The organism is Sorangium sp. So ce363, assembly GCF_051520435.1.
Lineage (GTDB): Bacteria > Myxococcota_A > Polyangia > Polyangiales > Polyangiaceae > Sorangium > Sorangium cellulosum_B.
The window spans coordinates 5,763,097-5,779,751 of sequence record NZ_CP150333.1 but is presented as its reverse complement, the minus strand read 5'-3'; the positions used below and the strand labels follow the sequence as shown (position 1 = coordinate 5,779,751).

1 protein-coding gene (running past one end of the window) is annotated in these 16,655 nt (G+C 73.1%); it reads left to right on the top strand.

Features of this window, described 5'->3' with window-relative positions; translation table 11 throughout:
- Nucleotides 1-16,655 carry the 3' portion of an amino acid adenylation domain-containing protein gene (locus WMF12_RS21815; protein ID WP_437873439.1) on the top strand. The gene continues 11,950 nt to the left of window position 1, outside the view, so the window shows 16,655 of its 28,605 coding nt (coding positions 11,951-28,605); the start codon falls outside the window, past its left edge; the stop codon is at nt 16,653-16,655.

The window sequence follows — 16,655 nt, the reverse complement described above, 5'->3', positions numbered from 1 at the left end:
CGCTGGTCAGCAACCTGAGCGGAGAGCTGAGCACGGACGTGGTGAGCACGCCGGACTACTGGGTGCGTCACGTGCGCGAGGCGGTGCGGTTCGGCGACGGTGTGAAAGCGCTGCACGAGGCGGGAGCCGGGATATTCGTCGAGGTCGGTCCGAAGGCGACGCTGCTGGGTCTTGTGCCAGGGATCGTGTCGGAAGCGCATCCGGTGCTTGTGGCGTCGTTGCGCGCTGGCCGCGAAGAGCGCGCGAGCGCGCTGGAGGGGCTGGGCGGGATGTGGGCCGCCGGGTGCGCTCTGCGCTGGGGCGGAGTGTTTGCGTCCGGAGCGAGGCGTGTATCGCTGCCGACCTATCCATGGCGGCGTGAGCGGTACTGGCTCGAGGTACCGGAAGCGGCAGAGACGCGGCCGGGAGAGGCGACGGGGCACCCGCTGCTGGGGGTGAAGGTTGCGGTGGCGGGCACGCGGGCGGTGTTCGAGGCGGTGGTGGGGCTGGACAAGCATCGATGGCTCGGAGACCACCGTGTGGCCGGGCAGGTGGTGGTGCCTGGCGTGGCCGTGGCGGAGCTTGTGAGGGCAGCGGCGGCGCACGGGTCGACGGAAGCTCCTCGCGTGAGGGGGCTGGTGCTGGAGGCGCCGCTGGTGCTGCCGGACAAGGGTGCACGCCGCGTCCAGGTGGTGCTCTCGGAGACGGCAGAGGGGGCGGTGAGCGCGGCGGTGTACAGCAGCCCGGCCGAAGGGGCAGGCTGGACGCAGCACGCGACAGCGAGCGTGGATTCGACGGACGTGCCGGCGCGGCCGGCGGCGCTGGATCTCGCGGGGGTGCAGGCGCGGTGCGTCGAGGCGCTGGACGTCGGGGCGGCCTATGTGAGCTTCGCCGAGGCGGGGCTTGCCTATGGCGCTGCCTTCCAGGGGTTGCGCTCCTTGTGGCGCGGGGAAGGCGAGGCGCTGGCCGAGGTGGTGTTGCCCGAGACCGCTCGTGTCGAGGGAGCGGAGGGATACGGCGTGCATCCGGCGCTGCTCGACGCCGCCTTGCAGGCAGTGGCAGCAGCGGCGCCGGCGTCGGAGTCAGGGGAGCTCTCGCTGCCCTTCGAGCTAGGCGGCTTTGCCGTGCACGAGCCCGGGGTGGAGGCAGCGTGGGTGCATGTTCGGCGCCACAGCGGGGGCCCTGGGGTGGTGGCCGATGTCACGCTGGTCGACGCATCGGGAGCGGTGGTGGTGGAGGTGACGGAGCTGAGGTTCCGGCGCGCAGATCGGGAGGCGTTGCGGCGAGCGAGCCCGGAGGCGCCGGCCGAGGCGTTCTATCGGCTGGAGTGGCGGGAAACGCCGCTGCCCGATGCGGCCGCGGCGCGGCGCGACGGGAGCTGGGTGGTGGTGGCGGCGGCGGGGTCCGCGGTAGCGGCGGAGCTGGCCGCGCGGCTGGGATCCAGCGTGCTGGCCGAGCCTTCCGACCTGGCAACGGCGCTGGCGGAGATGTCGTCGGTCGCGGGGGTGGTCTGCCTCTGGGAAGCCGGGGCGGCGGAAGAGGCGGCGGAGGCAGCGCAGCGAGTGGCCATCGAAGGCCTCGCGGTGGTGCAGGCGCTGCAACAAGGCCGTGCGCCGGTGCGCCTGTGGTGGGTGACGGCCGGTGCGGTGGCGGTCGAGGCGGGCGAGAAGGTGGAAGTCGTCACGTCGCCGGTCTGGGGCCTGGGCCGTACGGTGGTGCAGGAGCACCCGGAGTTCGGCTGCGTGCTGGTGGATCTCCCGCCTGACGCCGGGGCTCAGGATGCGCTGGTGCAGGAGCTCCTGGCGAGTGATGGCGAGGACCAGGTGGCGTGGCGCGCCGGCCGCCGGTACAGCGCGCGGCTGGTGCGGGCCAAGGCGCACGATGGGGTGCCTGGGACCGAGGACTACCAGCTCCAGACGCGGCGGAAAGGCACGCTGGATGCGCTGTACCTGGCGCCCGCGGAGCGGGGTGCTCCTGGACGAGGGGAGGTGCAGATCGAGGTGCGCGCCTCGGGGCTCAACTTCCGCGATGTCCTCAACGCGCTGGGCATGTACCCGGGCGAGGCCGGACCGCTGGGCAGTGAATGTGCCGGCGAGGTTGTGAGCCTGGGCGAGGGTGTCGAAGGTCTGTCCGTGGGCGATGCGGTGATGGCGTTGTGCCCAGGGACCTTCCGGCGGTTCGTCACGGTGGACGCGCGGCTGGTGGCGAAGGTGCCCGCGGGGCTGACGTACGAGCAGGCGGCGACGGTTCCGATAGCGTTTCTGACGGCCTGGTACGCGCTGCACGACCTCGGGGCGCTGAAGGCGGGCGAGCGGCTGCTGGTGCACGCGGCGGCCGGCGGTGTGGGCATGGCGGCGGTGCAGATCGGCCGGATGGTGGGTGCGGAGGTGGTCGCGACGGCCAGCGCAGCGAAGTGGGCCGTGGTCCGCGCGATGGGAGTGACGCAGATAGCGAGCTCGCGGACGCTGGAGTTTGCGACGACGCTGCGGCAGGCCGGCACGGGGCGGGGCGTGGACGTGGTGTTGAACGCGCTGGCCGGGGAGTTCGTGGACGCCAGCCTGTCGCTGCTATCGGCGGGCGGGCGTTTGCTGGAGATGGGCAAGACCGATCTGCGCGACCCGGCCGCGATCGCCGTCGCGCATCCCGGGGTGCGCTATCAGGTCTTCGACATGGCCGACGCTGGCCCGGATCGAATCCGGGAGATGCTGGCCGAGGTCAGCGCCGCGTTCGCAGCAGGGCAGCTGCGCCCGCTGCCTGTGCGGACGTATCCAGTGACCGAGGCCGAGGCGGCGTTCCGATTCATGGGACAGGCGCGGCACGTGGGCAAGCTCGCGCTGGTGCCGCCCCGAACGGGCCGTGTGCCGAGGGAAAGCACGGTGCTTGTGACCGGCGGTCTGGGCGCGCTGGGGTTGCACGTGGCGCGGTGGCTGGCCCGCGAAGGCGTCGCGCACCTGGTGCTCACGGGCCGGCGGGGCGCGGAGACGCCCGGCGCGGTCGAGGCGGTGGCGGAGCTGGAAGCGCTGGGCGCCCGGGTGACGGTGGCTGCGGTGGACGTGGCCGACCGGGAAGCGCTCGCGGCCGTGCTCCAGGCCCTTCCACCGAAGTTACCGCTGCGGGGCGTGATTCACGCCGCAGGTGTGCTCGATGACGGGGTGCTCGCGGAGCAGAGCGCCGAGCGCTTTGCTCGCGTGCTGTCGCCGAAGGTGGCGGGTGCTTTCCATCTGCACGAGCTGACAGCGGAGCACGAGCTTGCATTTTTCGTGATGTTCTCCTCGGCTTCCGGCTTGCTGGGTGCATCGGGTCAGAGCAACTACGCAGCGGCAAACAGCTTCCTCGATGCGCTCGCAGCGCACCGTCACGCGCAGGGACTGCCGGCGCAGAGCCTTGCGTGGGGCGCGTGGTCTGAAGGGGGCATGGCGTCGGGGCTGGGTGCAGCGCAGCAGGCGCGCCTTTCGCGGCAGGGGATGAGGGCGCTGCGCCCCGAGGAAGGAGTGGCGCTGTTCGGGCAGGCGCTGTCGCGGCCCGAGGCGCATCTCGGGGTGGTGCAGCTCGATCTGCCGGCGGTCGGGCGTGCGCTGGGCGCGGCGGTGCCGCCGGTGTGGCGGGCGCTCGTGCGGGCGCCGGCTGCGCGCGCAGCGGCCGGCGCGCACGCGCAGGGGACGTGGGCGGCGCGGCTTGCGGCGCTGCCCGCAGAGCGCCGCGCGGAGGAGGTGCGCGCGGCGGTGCAGGCCGAGGTGGCGCGGGTGCTGTCGCTGAGCGCGGTGCCGTACGACCGTCCGCTGCAGGAGCTCGGGCTCGATTCGCTGATGGCGGTGGAGCTGCGCAACGGGCTAGGCCGGCGGGTGGGCGCGACGCTGCCCGCGACGCTGGCGTTCGACTACCCGACGGTGGACGCGCTCACGCGCTGGCTGCTCGACGAAGTCCTTGCCGTGACCGAGCCGAGCGTGGCGCCGGCCAAGGCATCGCCGCAGCCGCAGGTCGCGCTCGACGAGCCGATCGCGATCGTGGGCATGGGCTGCCGTTTCCCCGGTGGGGTGAACGATCCGGAGTCGTTCTGGCGGCTGCTCGACGAGGGCATCGACGCCATCACCGAGGTGCCGCGGGCGCGGTGGGACATCGACGCGCTCTACGACCCGGATCCGGACGCGCCGGGCAAGATGATGACGCGCTGGGGCGGCTTCCTCGCGGACATCGATCGGTTCGACCCGTCCTTCTTCGGCATCTCGCCGCGGGAGGCGGCGGCGATGGACCCGCAGCAGCGGCTGCTGCTGGAGACGAGCTGGGAGGCGCTGGAGCGCGCGGGGCTCTCCCCCGAGCGGCTGATGGGCAGCGATACCGGCGTGTTCGTTGGGCACATGTACCAGGAGTACGTCATGCTCGGCGGCGGCCTCGAGTCGCTCGACGGCTACGTCGGCACGGGCTCTGCGCCGAGCGTGGCCTCGGGTCGGATCTCGTACGTGCTTGGGCTGAAGGGGCCGAGCATGACGGTGGACACGGCGTGCTCGTCGTCGCTGGTGACGGTGCACCTGGCCTGCCAGGCATTGCGTCAGGGCGAGTGCTCGGTGGCGCTGGCGGGCGGCGTGACGTTGATGCTCACGCCGGCTTCCTTCGTGGAGTTCAGCCGGCTGCGGGGGCTCTCTCCGGACGGGCGGTGCAAGAGCTTCTCGGCGGCGGCGGACGGTGTGGCGTGGAGCGAGGGCTGCGGCATGCTGGTGCTCAAGCGGCTGAGCGACGCGCAGCGCGACGGCGACCGGGTGCTAGCGGTGATCCGGGGCTCGGCGGTCAACCAGGACGGGCGCAGCAACGGGCTGACGGCGCCCAACGGGCCGTCGCAACAAGAGGTGATCCGCCGAGCGCTGCAGCAGGCAAGGGTGAGCCCGGCCGAGGTGGACTACGTCGAATGCCACGGCACGGGCACGACGCTGGGCGACCCGATGGAGGTGCAGGCGCTGGGCGCGGTGATGAGCGAAGGGCGCGCCGCGGACCGGCCGGTGGTGATCGGGTCGGTGAAGTCCAACCTGGGACACACGCAGGCAGCGGCGGGCGTGGCGGGCATCGTGAAGGTGGCGCTGGCGCTGGAGCACGGGCGCATCCCGCGGAGCCTGCACTTCGAGGCGCCGAGCCCGCACATCCCGTGGTCGGAGCTGCCGGTGAAGGTGGCGTCGGAGGCGGTGGAGTGGCCGAGAAACGGAGCGCCGCGGCGGGCGGGGGTGAGCTCGTTCGGGATCAGCGGAACCAACGCGCATGTGGTGCTGGAGGAGGCGCCGTTCGTGGAGCCCGCGCCGGCGGCACCGGAGCGGCCGGCAGAGCTGTTCGTGCTGTCGGCAAAGAGCGCGGCGGCGCTGGAGGCGCAGGCGGGGCGGCTGCGGGAGCACCTGGAAGCGCACCCCGAGCTCGCGTTGGGCGATGTGGCCTTCAGCCTGGCGACGACGCGCAGCGCGATGGAGCAGCGGCTGTCGGTGGTGGCGAGCTCGCGTGAGGCGCTCGTGGAGGCGCTCCGAGCAGCGGCAGAGGGGCAGACGCCGGCGGGAGCGGTGCGCGGTGTGATGTCGGCGTCGCGGGGCAAGGTGGCATTCCTGTTCACCGGGCAGGGTGCGCAGGTAGCTGGGATGGGGCGCGGGCTGTACGAGGCGTGGCCTGCGTTCCGGGAAGCGTTCGAGCGGTGCGTGGGGCTGTTCGATAAGGAGCTTTCGCGTCCGCTGCGCGAGGTGATGTGGTCGGAGAAGGGCAGCGCGGAGGCAGGCCTGCTCGACCAGACGGGGTACACGCAACCGGCGCTGTTCACGCTGGAATATGCGCTCTGTGTGCTGTGGCGCTCGTGGGGAGTGGAGCCGGAGCTTGTGGCGGGCCACAGCATCGGAGAGCTCGTGGCCGCGTGCGTGGCGGGGGTGCTGACGCTCGAGGATGCGGTGCGGCTGGTGGCGGCGCGTGGGCGGCTGATGCAGGCCTTGCCGTCGGGCGGAGCGATGGTGTCGATAGCGGCGCCGGAGGTGGAAGTTCTGGCGGCGGTGGGGCCGCACGCCGCATCGGTGTCGATAGCGGCGGTGAACGGACCGGAACAGGTGGTGATCGCGGGAGCGGAGGAGGCGGTGAGGGAGATCGCCTCTGGGTTCTCGGAGCGCGGGGTGCGCACCAAGGGGTTGACCGTCTCGCACGCGTTCCACTCGCCGCTGATGGAGCCGATGCTGGACGCGTTCAGGAGCGTCGCCGAGTCGGTGGCATACCGAGCGCCAGACCGTCCCGTGGTGTCGAACGTGACGGGCGAAGTGGCCGGGCCCGAGATAGCGAGCGCGGAGTACTGGGTGCGTCACGTGCGCGAGGCGGTGCGCTTCGCCGACGGTGTGAAAGCGCTGCACGAGGCGGGAGCCGGGATATTCGTCGAGCTGGGCCCCAGGCCGACGCTGCTTGGCCTTGTTCCGTTTTGCCTCCCCGGCGCAAGGCCTGCGCTGGTTGCGTCGTTGCGCGCTGGCCGCGAAGAGCGCGCGAGCGCGCTGGAGGGGTTGGGCGGGATGTGGGCCGCCGGGTGCGCTCTGCGCTGGGGCGGTGTGTTTGCGCCCGGAGGGAGGCGTGTATCGCTGCCGACCTATCCGTGGCAGCGCGAGCGGTACTGGTTTGAGACGGCCGGCGCGGTGGAGGCTCGCGCAGGAGAGGCGACGGGGCACCCGCTGCTGGGGGTGAAGGTTGCGGTGGCGGGCACGCGGGCGGTGTTCGAGGCGGTGGTGGGGCTGGACAAGCATCGATGGCTCGGAGACCACCGTGTGGCCGGGCAGGTGGTGGTGCCTGGCGTGGCCGTGGCGGAGCTTGTGAGGGCAGCGGCGGCGCACGGGTCGACGGAAGCTCCTCGCGTGAGGGGGCTGGTGCTGGAGGCGCCGCTGGTGCTGCCGGACAAGGGTGCACGCCGCGTCCAGGTGGTGCTCTCGGAGACGGCAGAGGGGGCGGTGAGCGCGGCGGTGTACAGCAGCCCGGCCGAAGGCGGGCCTGGGTCAGGCTGGACGCAGCACGCGACAGCGAGCGTGGATTCGACGGACGTGCCGGCGCGGCCGGCGGCGCTGGATCTCGCGGGGGTGCAGGCGCGGTGCGTCGAGGCGCTGGACGTCGGGGCGGCCTATGTGAGCTTCGCCGAGGCGGGGCTTGCCTATGGCGCTGCCTTCCAGGGGTTGCGCTCCTTGTGGCGCGGGGAAGGCGAGTCGCTGGCCGAGGTGGTGTTGCCCGAGACCGCTCGTGTCGAGGGAGCGGAGGGATACGGCGTGCATCCGGCGCTGCTCGACGCCGCCTTGCAGGCAGTGGCAGCAGCGGCGCCGGCGTCGGAGTCAGGGGAGCTCTCGCTGCCCTTCGAGCTAGGCGGCTTTGCCGTGCACGAGCCCGGGGTGGAGGCAGCGTGGGTGCATGTTCGGCGCCACAGCGGGGGCCCTGGGGTGGTGGCCGATGTCACGCTGGTCGACGCATCGGGAGCGGTGGTGGCGGAGGTGACGGAGCTGAGGTTCCGGCGCGCAGATCGGGAGGCGTTGCGGCGAGCGAGCCCGGAGGCGCCGGCCGAGGCGTTCTATCGGCTGGAGTGGCGGGAAGCGCCGCTGCCCGATGCGGCCGCGGCGCGGCGCGACGGGAGCTGGGTGGTGGTGGCGGCGGCGGGGTCCGCGGTAGCGGCGGAGCTGGCCGCGCGGCTCGGATCGTGCGTGAGCACCGAGCCATCGGGGCTCAAGGAGGCGCTTGCGGCGGTATCGCCGGCTGCGGGGGTGGTCTGCCTCTGGGAAGCCGGGGCGGCGGAAGAGGCGGCGGAGGCAGCGCAGCGAGTGGCCATCGAAGGCCTCGCGGTGGTGCAGGCGCTGCAACAAGGCCGTGCGCCGGCACGGCTATGGTGGGTGACCACGGGCGCGGTGGCGGTCGAGGCGGGCGAGAAGGTGGAAGTCGTCACGTCGCCGGTCTGGGGCCTGGGCCGTACGGTGGTGCAGGAGCACCCGGAGTTCGGCTGCACGCTTGTCGACCTCGCGCCCGGCGGCGAGGGGATCGAGGCGCTGTTGCGCGAGCTTGCGGCGAGCGACGGCGAAGAACAGGTGGCGTGGCGCGCCGGCCGCCGGTACAGCGCGCGGCTGGTGCGGGCCAAGGCGCACGATGGGGTGCCTGGGACCGAGGACTACCAGCTCCAGACGCGGCGGAAAGGGACGCTGGATGCGCTGTACCTGGCGCCCGCGGAGCGGGGTGCTCCTGGACGAGGGGAGGTGCAGATCGAGGTGCGCGCCTCGGGGCTCAACTTCCGCGATGTCCTCACGGCGCTGGGCATGTACCCGGGCGAGGCCGGGCCGCTGGGCAGGGAGTGCGCTGGCGAGGTTGTGAGCCTGGGCGAGGGTGTCGAAGGCCTGTCCGTGGGCGATGCGGTGATGGCGCTGTGCGCAGGGGCCTTCCGGCGGTTCGTCACGGTGGACGCGCGGCTGGTGGCGAAGGTGCCCGCGGGGCTGACGTACGAGCAGGCGGCGACGGTTCCGATAGCGTTCCTGACGGCCTGGTACGCGCTGCACGACCTCGGGGCGCTGAAGGCGGGGGAACGGCTGCTGGTGCACGCGGCGGCCGGCGGTGTGGGCATGGCGGCGGTGCAGATCGGCCGGATGGTGGGTGCGGAAGTGGTCGCGACGGCCAGCGCAGCGAAGTGGGCCGTGGTCCGCGCGATGGGAGTGACGCAGCTGGCGAGCTCGCGGACGCTGGAGTTTGCGACGACGCTGCGGCAGGCCGGCACGGGGCGGGGCGTGGACGTGGTGTTGAACGCGCTGGCCGGGGAGTTCGTGGACGCCAGCCTGTCGCTGCTGTCGGCGGGCGGGCGTTTGCTGGAGATGGGCAAGACCGATCTGCGCGACCCGGCCGCGGTCGCCGCCGCGCATCCCGGGGTGCGCTACCGGGCCTTCGAGCTGGGAGAGACCGGTCCGGATCGAATCCGGGAGATGCTGGTCGAGGTCAGCGCCGCGTTCGCAGCGGGGCAGCTGCGCGCGCTGCCTGTGCGTACGTATCCAGTGACCGAGGCCGAGGCGGCGTTCCGATTCATGGGACAGGCGCGGCACGTGGGCAAGCTCGCGCTGGTGCCGCCCCGAACGGGCCGTGTGCCGAGGGAAAGCACGGTGCTTGTGACCGGCGGCCTTGGAGCGCTGGGGCTGCACGTGGCGCGGTGGCTGGCCCGCGAAGGCGTTGCGCACGTGGTGCTCACCGGTCGGCGAGGCCTGGAGACGCCCGGCGCGGTCGAGGCGATGGCGGAGCTGGAAGCGCTGGGCGCGCGGGTGACGGTGGCTGCGGTGGACGTGGCCGACCGGGAGGGTCTGAGAGCGGTGGTCGAAGCGATCCCGTCGGAGCTGCCGCTGCGAGGGGTTGTGCACGCGGCGGGCGTCCTCGACGACGGCATGCTCGGCGAGCAGAGCGCCGAGCGTTTCGCGCGGGTGCTGTCGCCGAAGGTGGCCGGGGCGTGGCATCTGCACGAGCTGACGGCGGAGCACGAGCTTGCCTTCTTCGTGCTCTTCTCCTCGGCCGCCGGCCTGCTGGGGTCGGCGGGCCAGAGCAACTACGCAGCGGCAAACAGCTTCCTCGATGCGCTCGCGGCGCACCGTCACGCGCAGGGACTGCCGGCGCAGAGCCTTGCGTGGGGCGCGTGGTCCGAAGGGGGCATGGCGTCGGGGCTGGGTGCAGCGCAGCAGGCGCGCCTTTCGCGGCAGGGGATGAGGGCGCTGCGCCCCGAGGAAGGAGTGGCGCTGTTCGGGCAGGCGCTGTCGCGGCCCGAGGCGCATCTCGGGGTGGTGCAGCTCGACCTGCCGGCGGTGGGTCGCGCGCTGGGCGCGGCGGTGCCGCCGGTGTGGCGGGCGCTCGTGCGGGCGCCGGCTGCGCGCGCAGCGGCCAGCGCGCAGGGGGGGACGTGGGCAGCGCAGCTCGCGGCGTTGCCCGCAGAGCGCCGCGCGGAGGAAGTGCGCGCGGCCGTGCAGGCCGAGGTGGCGCGGGTGCTGTCGCAGAGCGCGGCGAGCGCGGTGCCGTACGACCGTCCGCTGCAGGAGCTCGGGCTGGACTCGCTGATGGCGGTGGAGCTGCGCAACGCGCTCGGGCGGCGGGTGGGCGCGACGCTGCCCGCGACGCTGGCGTTCGACTACCCGACGGTGGACGCGCTCTCACGCTGGCTGCTCGGCGAGGTCCTTGCCGTGACCGAGCCGAGCGTGACGCTGGCCAAGGCGGCGGGGCCGAGCGTCCACGACGAGCCGATCGCGATCGTGGGCATGGGCTGCCGTTTCCCCGGTGGGGTGAGCGATCCGGAGTCGTTCTGGCGGCTGCTCGATGAGGGCATCGACGCCGTCACCGAGGTGCCGCGGGCGCGATGGGACATCGACGCGCTCTACGACCCGGATCCGGACGCGCCGGGCAAGATGATGACGCGCCGGGGCGGCTTCCTCGCGGACATCGATCGGTTCGACCCGTCCTTCTTCGGCATCTCGCCGCGGGAGGCGGCGGCGATGGATCCGCAGCAGCGGCTGCTGCTGGAGACGAGCTGGGAGGCGCTGGAGAGCGCCGGGCTCGTACCGGAGCGGCTGATGGGCAGCGATACCGGCGTGTTCGTGGGGCACATGTACCAGGAGTACGCCATGCTCGGCGGCGGCGGCCTGGAGACGCTCGACGGCTACGTCGGCACGGGCACCGCGGGCAGCGTCGCGTCGGGTCGGATCTCGTACGTGCTTGGGCTGAAGGGGCCGAGCCTGACGGTGGACACGGCGTGCTCGTCGTCGCTGGTGACGGTGCACCTGGCCTGCCAGGCGTTGCGTCAGCGCGAGTGCTCGGTGGCGCTGGCGGGCGGCGTGACGTTGATGCTCACGCCGGCCCCGTTCGTGGAGTTCAGCCGGCTGCGGGGGCTCTCTCCGGACGGGCGGTGCAAGAGCTTCTCGGCGGCGGCAGACGGGGTGGCGTGGAGTGAGGGCTGCGGCATGGTCGTGCTCAAGCGGCTGAGCGACGCGCAGCGCGACGGCGACCGGGTGCTAGCGGTGATCCGGGGCTCGGCGGTCAACCAGGACGGGCGCAGCAACGGGCTGACGGCGCCCAACGGGCCGTCGCAGCAAGAGGTGATCCGCCGAGCGCTGCAGCAGGCGAGGGTGAGCCCGGCCGAGGTGGACTACGTCGAGTGCCACGGCACGGGCACGACGCTGGGCGACCCGATCGAGGTGCAGGCGCTGGGCGCGGTGCTGGCCGAAGGGCGCGCCGCGGACCGGCCGGTGGTGATCGGGTCGGTGAAGTCCAACCTGGGGCATGCTCAGACGGCGGCGGGCGTGGCGGGCATTGTGAAGGTGGCGCTGGCGCTGGAGCACGGGCGCATCCCGCGGAGCCTGCACTTCGAGGCGCCGAGCCCGCACATCCCGTGGTCGGAGCTGCCGGTGAAGGTGGCGTCGGAGGCGATGGAGTGGCCGAGAAACGGCGCGCCGCGGCGAGCGGGGGTGAGCTCGTTCGGCGTGAGCGGGACCAACGCGCATGCGGTGCTGGAGGAGGCGCCGGCGGTGGAACTCGCGCCGCCAGCGCCGGAGCGGTCGGCAGAGCTATTCGTGCTGTCGGCAAAGAGCGCGGTGGCGCTGGATGGGCAAGCAGGGCGGCTGCGGGAGCACCTGGAAGCGCACCCCGAGCTCGCGTTGGGCGATGTGGCCTTCAGTCTGGCGACGACGCGCAGCGCGATGGATCAGCGGCTGTCGGTGGTGGTGAGCTCGCGCGAGGGGCTGCTTTCGGCGCTGGAAGCGGCAGCGCAGGGGCAGACGCCGGCGGGGGCGGCGCGCGGCCGGCTCAGCAGCGGCGCGGCGAAGGTGGTGTTCGTCTTCCCGGGGCAGGGCTCGCAATGGCTGGGCATGGGCCGGCAGCTGCTGGCGGAGGAGCCTGTCTTCCGCAGCGCGCTGGCAGCGTGCGACGAGGCGATCCAGGCGGAGGCTGGCTGGTCTGTGCTGGCGGAGCTCGGCGCCGACGAGGCGGCGTCGCAGCTGGGCCGCATCGACGTGGTGCAGCCTGTGCTGTTCGCGATGGCGGTGGGGCTGTCGGCGCTGTGGCGCTCGTGGGGCGTGGAGCCGGACGCGGTGGTGGGCCACAGCATGGGAGAAGTGGCTGCGGCGCACGTGGCCGGGGCGCTGTCGCTCCAGGACGCGGCGGCGGTCATCTGCCGGCGCAGCCGTCTGCTGCGTCGGATCAGCGGTCAGGGGGAGATGGCCGTGGTGGAGCTGTCGCTGCGGGAGGCGGAGGCGGCGCTGCGGGGCTACGAAGACCGGCTGAGCGTGGCGGTGAGCAACAGCCCGCGCTCGACGGTGGTGGCGGGCGAGCCCGCTGCGCTGGGGGAAGTGCTCGGTGCGCTGGAGGCGAAGAAGGTGTTCTGCCGTCGGGTGAAGGTGGACGTGGCGAGCCACAGCCCGCAGGTGGACCCGCTGCGCGAGGAGCTGGTGGCGGCGCTGAGCGGGCTGCATCCGCAGCCTTCGACGCTCGGGATGCGCTCGACGGTGACGGGCGCGCGGGTAGGGGGCGAGGAGCTCGTGGCGAGCTACTGGGCGGACAACCTTCGCCAGCCAGTGCGCTTCGCCGAGGTGATCGAGCAGTTGCTGCACGACGGTCACGGCCTGTTCGTGGAGATGAGCCCGCATCCGCTGCTGGCGACGTCGGTGGAGGAGATGCATCGGGCCACGGAGCGGGCCGGAGCGGCGGTGGGCTCGCTGCGGCGAGGGCAGCACGAGCGCAGCGCGCTGCTGGAGGCGCTGGGGGCGCTGTGGGTGCAAGGCTACCCGGTGGCCTGGGAGCGGCAGTTCGCGGCGGGAGGCCGGCGGGTGCCGCTGCCGACGTATGCGTGGCAGCGGGAGCGGTACTGGCTCGAAGCGCCCGCGGAGGGGGCGGCGGGTAGCCCTCGTGCGCATGCGGGCGGTCATCCGCTGCTGGGCAAGGCCCTGGCGGTGTCGACGCAGGCGAGCATGCGGCTGTGGGAGACGACGCTGGACGTCAAGCGGTTGAGGTGGCTGAGCGACCACCGAGTGCAGGGGACGGCGGTGTTTCCTGCCGCGGGCTACCTGGAGATGGCGCTGGCTTGCGGGGCCGAGGCGGTAGGCGAGGGTCCGCTGGAGCTGACGGGCGTGGTGCTGGCGCAGGCGCTGGCGTTCGCGGACGAGGCTGCGGTGCCGGTGCAGGTGGTGACCACCGAGGAGCGACCGGGGCGGCTGCGGTTGCAGGTGGCGAGCCGCGCGCCAGGCGCTGACACCGCCTCATGGCGGGTGCATTGCCGCGGGACGCTGCAACGGGCCGAGCGCACCGAGGTCTCGGCACAGGTGGAGCTCGACGCCTTGCGGGCGCGGCTCGGGGCCAGCGTGCCGGTTGCCGCGGCCTACGCGGCGCTGAACGCCATCGGGCTGGAGCATGGCCCGGCGTTCCAGGGCCTGGTGGAGCTGTGGCGAGGAGAGGGCGAGGCGCTGGGGCGGGTGCGGCTGCCCGAGGCCGCCGGCTCGGCGGCGGCGTACCAGGTGCACCCGGCGCTGCTGGGGGCGTGCTTGCACGTGATGGTCGGTGTGTCGCCGGGCGAGACAGCGCCGTGGGTGCCAGTGGAGGTGGGCTCGCTGCGGCTGTTGCGGCGGCCCACGGGCGAGCTGTGGTGCCATGCGCGGGTCGCGCGCGATGAGGTCCAGTCTCCCGACCGGAGGAGCGCGGATCTGCAGATCGTGGACGGCACCGGCGCAGTGGTGGCGGAGCTCTCCGGGCTGGTGGCGCAGCGCCTGGCGGAGAGCTCCGCTCGGCGGGACGAGGACGATTGGTTCCTGGAGCTCGACTGGGAGCGCGCGGTCGCCCCCGAGCCCAGGCTGACGGCTGGACGATGGCTGCTGCTGGGCGAGGGCGGCGGGCTCGGGGCCGCGCTGCGCTCGGCGCTGCAAGCCGCGGGGCACGCCGTCGAGCACGCCGCCGCCGGCGACAGCAGCGCGACCAGCCTGCGCGCGGCGCTGGGGGATGCGTTCGGCGGGCAGGCGCCGACGGCGGTCGTGCACCTCGGCAGCCTCGACGGCGGCGACGCGCTGGATGCCGGGGCGGTGGAGGCCGCGCTGGCGTGCGGCTGCGACAGCGTGCTCGCGACGGTGCAGGCGCTGACGGGGATGAAGTACCGCGACATGCCGCGGCTGTGGCTCGTGACGCGCGGCGCGCAGGCCACGGGCGCCGGCGCCGTCTCCGTGATGCAGGGGCCGCTCCTCGGGCTCGGTCGCGTGATCGCCACCGAGCACGCGGAGCTGCGCTGCTGCCGCGTCGACCTCGATCCGGCCCGGCCCGAGCCCAACCGGGAGGTCGAGGCCTTGCTGGCCGAGCTGCTGGCCGACGACGCCGAAGAGGAGCTCGCGCTCCGCAACGGCGAGCGGTTCGCGGCGCGGCTCGTCCGCCGGCTGCCCGAGGCCGGCCGGCGCGAGCGGCTCGAGCCGGCGGGGCAGCGGCCGTTCCGGCTGGAGATCGACAAGCCGGGCGAGCTGGATTCGCTGGTGCTCCGCGCCATGGCGCGGCGCTCTCCCGGCCCGGGCGAGGTGGAAATCGCCGTGGAGGCGGCGGGGCTGAGCTTCCTCGACGTGCTGCTGGCGATGGGGGTGATGCCCAACGACGTGCCAGCGACAGCCGACGGCCCGATGGTGCTTGGAGGCGAGTGCGCCGGGCGCATCGTGGCCGTGGGTGAGGGCGTCAGCGGCTTGGCGGTGGGAGATGCGGTGATCGCGCTGGCGAGGGGAGCGCTGGCGTCCCACGTCACCACGCCGGCGACGCTGGTGCTGCCGCGGCCGCCGGAGCTGTCGGCGAGCGAGGCGGCAGCGCTGCCGATCGCGTACCTGACGGCCTGGTACGCGCTCGACCGGGTGGCTCGCCTGCAAGCTGGGGAGCGGGTGCTCATCCACGCCGCGACCGGCGGGGTGGGCCTGGCCGCGGTGCAGTGGGCGCAGCATGTCGGGGCCGAGGTCTTCGCGACGGCAGGCACGCCCGAGAAGCGGGCCTATCTGGCGTCGCTCGGAGTGCGGCATGTGAGCGACTCGCGCTCGGAACAGTTCGTCGCCGACGTGCTGGAGTGGACGGGGGGCGAGGGCGTGGACGTGGTGCTCAACTCGCTCTCGGGCGAGATGCTCGGCAAGAGCCTCGATGTGCTGCGGGAGCACGGCCGCTTCGTGGAGCTTGGCAAGCACGACGCCCGCGCCGATGGCCCGCCTGGCCTGGGGCCGTTGCTGTGCAATCGGTCGTTGTCGCTCCTGGACCTGAACCGGATGATGCTCAAGCGGCCGGAGTCGGTCCGCTCGCTGTTCGCGCAGGTGCTTGGCCTGGTCGCAACCGGCGTGTTCACCCCTCCGCCGATCAGCGCGGTTGCGATGGGCCAGGTGGCCAGTGCATTCCAGCGGATGGCGCAGGCGCAGCATACCGGCAAGCTGGTGCTGGTGCTGGGGGACCCGGAGGTCCAGATCCACGTTCCGGCCGGAGCCCGTGCGGCCGTTCGCGCCGACGGCAGCTACCTGGTGACAGGGGGCGTGGGCGGCCTGGGCCTGCGTGTGGCCGACTGGCTGGCCGAGCAGGGGGCAGGCCATCTGGTGCTGGTGAGCCGCTCGGGGGCAGCGAGCGCGGAGCAAAAGGCCGCGGTCGCCGCGCTTGAAGCCAAGGGGGCTCGCGTCACGGTGGCGAGAGCGGACGTGACCGACCGGGCGGCGCTCGAGCGGCTGCTGAGCGAGCTCGCCGCGTCGCCGATGCCCCTTCGCGGCGTCGTGCACGCCGCGGGGCTGGCCGATCCGGGGATGCTCAAGACCCTCACGCCCGCCCGGTTCCGCAAGGTCATGGCGCCCAAGGTCGTGGGAGCGCTTCATCTGCACGAGCTGACGCGCCAGGCGCCGCTCTCCTTCTTCGTGATGTACGCTTCGGTCTCGGGGCTGCTCGGCCTCGGCGGAACGGGCAACTACGCCGCGGCCAACACGTTCCTCGACGCTCTGGCGCATCACCGCAGAGCGCAGGGGCTGCCGGCGCTGAGCGTCGATTGGGGCCAGTTCTCCGACGTGGGTATGGCCGCCGGGCTGGACGGCCGTCAGGCGGGGCTGTCCTTCCGCGGTCTGCGGAGCATGACCCCTGAGGAGGGCCTGTCGGCGCTTTCACGCCTGCTCGACGGCGACCGCGCGCAGGTCGGCGTGGTGCCGCTCGACGTGCGGCAATGGGTGGAGTTCTACCCGACGCTTTCGTCGTCGAGGATGCTGTCCTCGCTGCTGGCCGAGTCGGGGGCGGGAGCGGGCAGATCGGCCGGGGACCACGACCTGCTCGCGCGGCTCGCCGCCGCCGATCCCGGCACACGGACGAGGCTGCTTCACGACATCCTTCGGACGCGGGTCGCGAAGGTGCTGCGTCTGCCCGAAAACAAGATCGACGGCAGCGCCCCGCTCACCGGCCTGGGGATGGACTCGCTGATGGGCCTGGAGCTGCGCAACCTCATCGAGGCCGACCTCGGCATCCGCGTGCCGGCCACCCTCGTTTGGACCTATCCCACGGTGGCGGCGCTGAGCGAACACTTGGCGGGTCAACTCGCCTCCATGAGCGCCGGTGAGGCAGCGCCCCCGCCGGACGCTGGAAAGGCGCTTTCTGAGGACGAGGAAGTGGCCCAGCTCGATGAGGACGATTTGCTCGCGTTGCTGGACGAGGAACTCGCGCTCGCAAGAAGGAAAAGGTAG